Consider the following 8,175-nt stretch of genomic DNA (forward strand, 5'->3'; position numbering starts at 1 on the left):
CATGGATTTCATTATGTACTTAAGACGGGCGTGAAACGGGACGCTCGTCGCCCCGCGCCCATGTGGGAGCTTCCGCGCCTCCACCGCCTGGTTATTGCACATACCGCCTGCCCCATTGCTTCGAGCGTGACCGAAATCGGCGCGCTCGTCCGTCGCTCGATCGTCGACACACACGCGAACGCGATTGCCCTGCATTGCGCAGACCATTTCCATGAGCACCGACGTAGCACCCTTCAACGCAAGACCATGCCGCTAGTCAGACCGAGGTTTTCAACGCAATTGTCGCTACTCAGGGCACTTGCCGCAGTGTTGTGCGCGTCGCTGGTCGCAATCGTCTGGTTAATGGCCAGTTGCACCGAAGGCCAGCGGATCGCATCCGCCAGGCAGCGCGCGAGCGACGCGTGCGAGGCGATTGCTTCCCACTACACCCTGTCCTTACCGCACGCGACGGAGCCGAACGTTCAACTGTTGCACGACGTGCTCAACGCAGCCCTTGCCGCATCCGCGGGTATCGAGGGAGGGTTCTGGCGGGCTGGCGCGTCGTATTCCGCGCCGCCGGCGAGTGCGCCCGGGCATGCTGGTGGATTCCTGGCCTACGCGTTTCCCTCTTACCCCGGCAGCGGCATCAAACGCGACATTCCGGAAGCGGAAACGCCGCTGATCCTGAGCGCACTCTCCGCTGCTTCCACCGCCGTTCGTACTGCCGCCGAGATAGTCGGACGACGCCGCGAGGCAGTCATCGCGACCGCGTGCCCCGTGAACGGACATACCGGGCTCTATGCGTGGACCCTCGTGCGCGCGCAATCGATGCTGGTCCACCAAGGCGACACCATCGTATCGACGTTCGCCGTCGTTCTGGCGGTGCTGTTCGCCGTTTCCCTGTATCTCGCATTCGCCTTGTGCGCATGGCGCGACAAATTCGAGCGGCTCGACACCGCGCTCTCGAACGACGACGCCGATTCGATCGGCAGCATCTCCTGCCCGGGCGAACCGGAGCTCGATCGAATCGCGCATGCATTCAACCGCTGGATTGCGCGTACCCGCGACGCTCGCGAACAGGCGAGCGAACTGGAAACCCGCCTCGCTCACGCGCATCGTGTCGCGCTGCTCGGCACACTGGCCGCCGAGGTTGCGCATGAAATCCGCAATCCGGCCGGCGCGATGCGCTTGAAAGCCGAGAACGCGCTGGCCGGCGATGCCTCCCGGCAGCAATCGGCGCTGCGCTCGATACTCGGCCAGATCGAGCGCATCGAAATCCAGGTGTCGAGGCTGCTGGCGCTCACCCAGCCCGTTACGCCGCGCATCGAGCCGGTCGATCCGGGCACGTGGCTCCCGGAAAGCGTGCAGACGCATGACGAGCTCGCGCGCAGCAAGGACGTCGCGTTGACGGTGGCCTGCACTATGCCGACAGCACCCACCGGGGAAACGACCGATCGCCCCGTTTTCGATCCCGCCCAGATGCGTCGTGCGCTCGACAATCTGATCGTCAATTCGCTGGCGCACGTTCGACCGGGCGGCACGATTCACATCGAAGCCAGCCGTCGCGCTTCGCCATGCGGCATGCGCTTCGTGCTCCAAGTCGCCGACGACGGCCCCGGCGTGACCGAAGCCGAGCGCGCGCGCATCTTCGAACCTTTCGTCAGTGCGCGGCCCGGCGGCTGCGGGCTGGGTCTCACCCTGGTTCGAGAGATCGCGGCGTCGCACGGCGGCAACGCCTATCACGCCGCCACCCCTACTGCCTGCTTTGTCATCGATATCCCATGGCGACCATCCTGCTGATCGACGACGACGATGCCTTCCGCGAAGGATTGTCCGAAACCCTGACCGATCTCGGTCACGAAACCCTATGCGCCGGCACGGGCGAGCACGCGCTCGCCCGCATCGAGCGAGGTCTGCAACCCGCCTGCATATTCCTCGACGTCCGGCTGCCCGACATGGACGGAATAGCCGTGCTCGAGAAACTGCGGCGCGTCGACCGACTCGCGACAGTACCCGTCGTGGTATTGACCGCCTATGCCCGTAGCGGCAACACGATCGCCGCGATGCGCCTGGGCGCGTTCGACCATCTGGCGAAGCCGGTCGGCCGCGACGATATCGCGTGCCTGCTCGAGCGCATCTTCGCGGCGCATTCTCCGTCCGACGCCGTTGCCCATGCGCACGCGAACGTCGACACATTCGACGAGCCTGTCGGTGCGGAGCCGCGCTTGCTCGGCATCAGCGCGGCGATGCGCGAAGTACAAAAATGTATCGGCCGCGCGGCAGCGTCGGACGCGACCGTTCTCATCACCGGGGAAACGGGAACCGGCAAGGAAGTCGCGGCCAGGGTGCTCCACGTCGAGTCGTCGCGTAGCGGCCGCCCGTTCGTTGCCGTCAATTGCGCGGCGATTCCTCACGAGCTTCTCGAAAGCGAGCTCTTCGGCCATTGCAAAGGCGCTTTCACGGGCGCCACGGCCGCACGGACGGGCCGAATCGTCGAAGCCGATGGCGGCACACTATTTCTGGATGAAGTCGGCGACATGGCGACCTGCATGCAGGCCAAGCTGCTGCGCGTGCTGCAGGATCAGCAAGTCACCCCGCTCGGCGTCAACCGGTCCATTTCGGTAAACGTCCGCGTGATTGCGGCAACCCACCGGGATCTGCGAACCATGGTCGCGAACGGAACGTTTCGCGAAGATCTGCTTTACCGACTCAACGTCATCCCCATTCATCTGCCGCCGCTGCGCGAGCGGCTGGCCGATATCCTGCCGCTCGCCGTTCATTTTCTCGACACGACGTCGAACTCGACTACGACGAAGCGGCTGTCCGTGCAGGCGGAGCGCCGCCTGCTCGCGTATGCGTGGCCGGGCAACGTACGCGAGTTGCGCAACGCGATCGCTCGCGTGAATGCGCTCGCGCCCGGCGCCGTCGTCACCGGATGCGATCTCGCGTTCCTCGACGAACCGAGTGTTCCGTCGCGCGGCGCGCTGCTGCCGGCGGCGATGCTCAATCGTCCGCTATCGGAGGCCCTCGCCGCCGTCGAGCGCGAGATGATCCTGCGCACGCTGTCACTCACCGGCGACAATCGCGCGGAAGCGGCGAAGCGGCTCGGCATCAGCCGCCAGTCGCTGTACACGCGCATGGCGAACCTCGATATCGGCTAGCGTCGGATTGCCGGACATACGGGTCCGGGCGCGTCGACACGCTCGCTGCCGCACCGCCGGCAAAGCCGTGTCGCCCGGCGCTACAGTGCTTCAGCGCGTCCAAGCTGAAAAACCGAGACGACCTCCACCAGTTCCCGTGACTGCTGGCGCAGATTGATCGCGGCCGCCGCCGTTTGCTCGACCAACGCGGCGTTTTGCTGCGTCGTGCGTTCCATCTGGCCGACGGCTTCGCCGATCTGGGCCACGCCGAGCGATTGCTCGGTGCTCGCGGCGCTGATTTCGCTCATCGTCTCGGTGACGCGACGAATCGAGTTCACGACTTCCGTCATCGCCACCCACGCGCGCTCGACTTCCGTCGAGCCTTGAGCGACGCGCCCCACGCTCGAGCCGATGAGCTTCTTGATCTCCCTGGCCGCATCGGCGGAACGTCCGGCCAGGCTGCGCACTTCGCTGGCCACCACCGCGAAGCCTCTGCCCTGCTCGCCGGCGCGCGCGGCCTCCACCGCGGCATTCAAGGCCAGGATGTTCGTCTGAAAGGCAATGCTGTCGATGACACCCGTGATGTCCGAGATCTGGCGGGAACTGTCGTTGATGCCCTTCATGGTTTCCACGACCTGATTGATCACTTCGCCGCATTGCGCGGTCACCGTGGACGCATTCATCGCCAATTGATTCGCTTCGTGAGCGTTGTCGGCGTTCCGTGCGACGGTGGAACTCAGTTCCTCCATGGAGGCGGCGGTTTGCTCGAGCGCGCTGGCCTGGCTCTCCGTGCGGGAACTGAGATCGTCGTTGCCCTGCGCGATTTCGGCGCTCGCCGCCGCGAGGTTATCCGAGCCGCGGCGCACGTTGGACACCACGCGAAGCAGTGCAGCCTGCATGTCATGCAAGCTGCCGAGCACTTGGCCGAGTTCGTCCGTGCCATGAACGTCGACACGAACGCTCAGGTCGCCTCTGGCCACGCGATGCGCGACGTCCGTCGCGCGCATGAGCGGCCGGGTAATACTGCGGGTGATCAGCCATCCGCATACCACGCTCAGCAGCATGCCGACCATGCCGAACGCGATCATCAGCGTGCGCCCGAATCGATAATTCGCGTCGATCTCGGCCGCGAGTCCGTCGATTTCTTCGCGCTGGTACTTCACCAGCGCGTCGACCTTTTCGACAAGTTGCCGCGCGGTCGGTATGAACTGCTGTTCGAGCAACTGGTCGGCCTGTTCCGCGTGTCCTTCCTTCTTCAGCGCATAGATCTGATCCCGGATCGCGAGGAAGCGCTTGCGTTGCTCGCCGATGGCGGCGAACAAGCGCTTTTCCGCGTCCGACGTCATCAATGCCTCGATGGCCGTCTGCTTCGCCGCGGACACTTTCGATGCGGCAATGGCTTCGTCGTTGAAATAGTTGGCCAGCCCCGGATCGGCGCTCTTGGCAATCGCGGTAGTACGCGTAACCGCGACGCTGATTTGCCGGGACCAGTCATTGACCAGCCGCTCGGTCTGCAACGGCCTGGCAACCATGTCGCGGGTGGCCTGGGCAACGGAAGACAGACGCGCCAGTCCGATGACGATCCCGATCAACGACATCGCCAATACCATCGCAAAACCGAGCCCCAGCCGCTTGCCGATGTTCAACTTCGAAATAACGGTCAACATACCTGTCACTTGTTTGTGTTGTTGAAGAAATGGATGAATTGCAGATACGTGACTCGCAAGCGTATGTCGCGACATGCCGAAGCAAGACCATTTCTACTGCATCAAAAGATCAACATGTTCTCGGCGATCGCGTGCTTCAACTCCTTCAGAACGAGCGCGAGAAGACGAGATACCTGCATGTCGACCTCGTCGCCCTCGAAGGTAACGAGGGCCCGCACCCTGTTGCCTTCGATACCGCCGAGCCAGTCGAGGTCTTGCGGGCGCGTCGACCACACCAGCAACGGCACGCCTCGCGGCAATCGACTCGATCGGCAATCCGCGCGCGTGTTCGCCGCATTGGGACCGTCACCCGACATGAGCGACTCGCTCCATGCACGGTGGGCATCGACGGGATCGTCGATCTGGAGAAGCGCGACTTCCGGCATCGCCGAGAAGCAGGCGACGGCCGCCGAAACCGCGGCCGCGCCGGGGCTCGGATCGATGACGACACACACGCGGGCCCGCTCCGAAGGCGGTAACAGCCAATTCCACGTCGACGCGGCCGACGATATCGTGTCCAGTTTCCTTGCACTCATTGCGATCTCACCTCGCCTGTCGTCGAAACAGTCTCGGCCGCACCCGGCGAAGCCATCGCCCGGCGGTGCGGGGTTCTCTCGATGCGCTGCCTTATCGGAGATTCAACATTGATCGACAGCCGCGCAATGCCATCAAGCTCAGCACGCCGAGCAACATCAGGTAAAACGCCGGCGATGCCAGATTGCCGGTCTGATGGATCAACGAGGCGACGATCAGCGGCGCGAAACCGCCGAACAGCGTGACGCCGATGTTGTAGCTGATGGCCATGCCCGTCGCCCGGGTTTCCGTCGGAAATACTTCCGCCATCAGCGCGGGCAGCGCGCCAAAATAGACCGCCTTCAGCGTCCCGATCCAGGCCATCATCGCGATGAGCCGTCCCAGATCGGGATGCGCCCCCAGCAATTTGAAAACCGGATAAATGGTCAGAATGAACGCGATCCCGGCCCAGATCATCAGCCTGACGCGGCCGATCCTGTCCGAGAGATAGCCGACGAACGGCGTCACGAACGTCAGGATGGCGCCGGTCAACATCGTTGCAATGAAGCCGAAACTGGCGGGCAGATGAAGTTCACGCACCGCGTAGGTCGGAATATAAAGAATGACGTAACTGGCGCCGGTGGAAAGGACGAGCGTACCGATCGCCAACAACATTCTGGTTTTCTGCTTGACGAACACTTCTCGTACCGGGAACGATGCGGGCCTTTCGCGCCTCGCGCCATCGGCCTCATGCACGTGCTTTCGCAAGTACAGGCCGACGGGGCCGATCAACACACCGAAGAGAAACGGGATGCGCCAGCCCCATGCGTCGATCGCATCTCCGTCGAGGGTCAAGGTCAGGAGAACGCCAAAACCGGCCGCGAGCATATAGCTCAACCCCTGACTCGCGAACTGGAAGCTGGCGAACAATCCCTTGCGTTCGGGACACTGTTCCACCAGGAACGCAGTGGTACTGCCGAACTCGCCGCCCGCGGAAAAGCCCTGAAGCAGTCGAGCGCAGATGACCAGAATCGGTGCGATCACGCCGAGCGACGCGTAACTCGGCGTCAGTGCGATCGTCGTCGTGCCGACCATCATCGTCACGATCGACACCATCATCGATGCCTTGCGGCCGCGACGATCCGCATACGAGCCCAGCACGAGCGCTCCGATCGGCCGGGCCAAATACGAGATCGCGAACGTCCCGAACGTCAGAAGAAGGGATACCCCGCTGCTCGATGCCGGAAAGAAAGCCTTTGAAATCGAGATTGCGAAGAATCCGTAAATCAGTATGTCGAACCACTCCAAGGAATTGCCGACGGTTGCGGCGGACACCAGCCGCAACACGTTTGGCCCCTGTTCTCTTGTCGGCGCGGCATCCACCATTTCCATAGTACGCATCTCATTCTCCGTTAACTGACGATAACAAGTGCATTAAAAACGGGCGTCTCATGCCTAGGCGACAAGCGCTCCTTCCTTGCGCCGATCCCGGACGGCGGATGCCGACTCCCCGAGATCCCAAAATATGCCGGCCATGATCTGCAGCGCTTCGCGCGCGACACTTCCAAGCAGGTGTTCGTTCGGGGCATGCTGGGAGCAGGCGCCGTATGAGTGCGGAATCCAGACCGTCGGAAGGCCCAGCACCTCGGAAAAGACGTCGTTGGGCAGCGACCCGCCAAGATTGGGCAGCAAATCCGGCTGCTTGCCGGTCGTCCGCTCGATCGAATCGAGCGCCCATGCGACCCACGGATCTTCCGGCGGCAGGCGCGTGGCGCCCATCCGCTCGCCGATGGCCACCTCGACCCGATCGAACCCGCATGCGTCGAGGTGATGCCGCAGAACTTCTTCGATACGCTCGCAATCCGTACCGACGACGTATCTGAGTTGGCAATGCGCGAGCGCAACGGGCGGAATCGCGCCGATCGGGCTGGTCGGGTTGCCGGTGGTAAAGGCCAGGACTTCCAGCGTGTTCCATGCATAGACGCGCTCCGGCGTGGTCAAGCCAGGTTCGCCCCAATTGGCATCGACGTGGGGATCGTTGGGTCCGCCACCCACGGCAATATTTTTCAGCGCAGTCCGCACCGCATCCGGAATATGCGTAGGCAACAGCGCGTCGACGAGGATCCGCCCGCGCCCGTCGACGAGTGACGAGATCGCGTTGGCGAGCACGGTGCCGGCATTGCCGAGCGCCCCGCCCCAGTTTCCGGAATGATGTGCGCCCGACCGGAGCCGGACGGAAAGCGTGAAGTTGACGAACCCGCGCGCCCCGAGAAAAACGCAAGGGACGTTCGATCTGGCGCGGGGGCCATCCGAAGCGATCAGAATGTCGGCGGCGAGAAGATCCTTGTTCTGCTCGCAGACCGCGCGTAGCCCGGGCGACCCCGTTTCTTCCCCCATCTCGAGCAGCAGCGTCGCATTGAAACCCAGGCGTCGATTCCTGGCCTCGACGACTTGCTCCAGCGCGGCCAGGTTGATCGTGTGTTGCCCTTTGTTGTCCGCGGTGCCCCGCCCAAACCATCGGTCTCCTTCGACCGTGACGTTCCATGGCGACATCTGATCCTGCCACTGTCCGTCATGGCCACGGACGACATCACCGTGCCCGTACATCAGGATCGTCGGAAGCGAGGGGTCCTCCATACGCGTCGCAATAAAAAACGGCGCGCTCCCCGCAACCGGGTTCTCGACGATACGAGACTCGAAACCCATACGGTCGATCGACGGCGCGATCTCGTCGACGAGGTAGGCTCGAAGCTCGCTTGCCCTTCCGGAATCCTGACTTTCCGTCATCATGTGGACGCGTCGCGCGAGATCTTTCAGGAAGCTTCCCGAATCGAAAT

Annotated in this window: 6 protein-coding genes; 2 read left to right on the forward strand and 4 right to left on the reverse strand. The window is 63.3% G+C overall.

The window, feature by feature from the left end; translation table 11 throughout:
* Positions 1 to 126 precede the first annotated feature (126 nt).
* Positions 127 to 1,779 (forward strand): sensor histidine kinase, encoded by a 1,653-nt coding sequence (locus AC3IFE_RS29460; protein WP_489193703.1) that lies wholly within the window; start codon positions 127 to 129, stop codon positions 1,777 to 1,779.
* The gene (locus tag AC3IFE_RS29465; protein ID WP_489193705.1) at positions 1,761 to 3,140 is read left to right on the forward strand and encodes a sigma-54-dependent transcriptional regulator; all 1,380 of its coding nucleotides are present in this window, start codon (positions 1,761 to 1,763) and stop codon (positions 3,138 to 3,140) included. The genes AC3IFE_RS29460 and AC3IFE_RS29465 overlap by 19 nt, the downstream gene beginning before the upstream one ends.
* A gap of 80 nt (positions 3,141 to 3,220) precedes the next feature.
* On the opposite strand, the gene AC3IFE_RS29470 is transcribed toward AC3IFE_RS29465, so the two are convergent.
* The 4 genes from AC3IFE_RS29470 to AC3IFE_RS29485 form a co-directional block, all read right to left on the reverse strand.
* On the reverse strand, positions 3,221 to 4,786 hold the full coding sequence (locus tag AC3IFE_RS29470) for a methyl-accepting chemotaxis protein (RefSeq protein ID WP_489193707.1): 1,566 nt from the start codon (positions 4,784 to 4,786) through the stop codon (positions 3,221 to 3,223).
* Positions 4,787 to 4,887: 101 nt separating this feature from the next.
* On the reverse strand, positions 4,888 to 5,361 hold the full coding sequence (locus AC3IFE_RS29475) for a hypothetical protein (protein WP_489193708.1): 474 nt from the start codon (positions 5,359 to 5,361) through the stop codon (positions 4,888 to 4,890).
* A 91-nt stretch (positions 5,362 to 5,452) separates the two neighbouring features.
* The gene (locus AC3IFE_RS29480; RefSeq protein ID WP_489193710.1) at positions 5,453 to 6,739 is read right to left on the reverse strand and encodes an MFS transporter; all 1,287 of its coding nucleotides are present in this window, start codon (positions 6,737 to 6,739) and stop codon (positions 5,453 to 5,455) included.
* A gap of 54 nt (positions 6,740 to 6,793) precedes the next feature.
* The coding region (locus tag AC3IFE_RS29485) for a M20 family metallopeptidase (RefSeq protein WP_489193712.1) at positions 6,794 to 8,175 on the reverse strand (1,382 nt) is incomplete at its 5' end.

The sequence above is a fragment of the Burkholderia sp. APQ4-4ca genome (genome assembly GCF_057837105.1).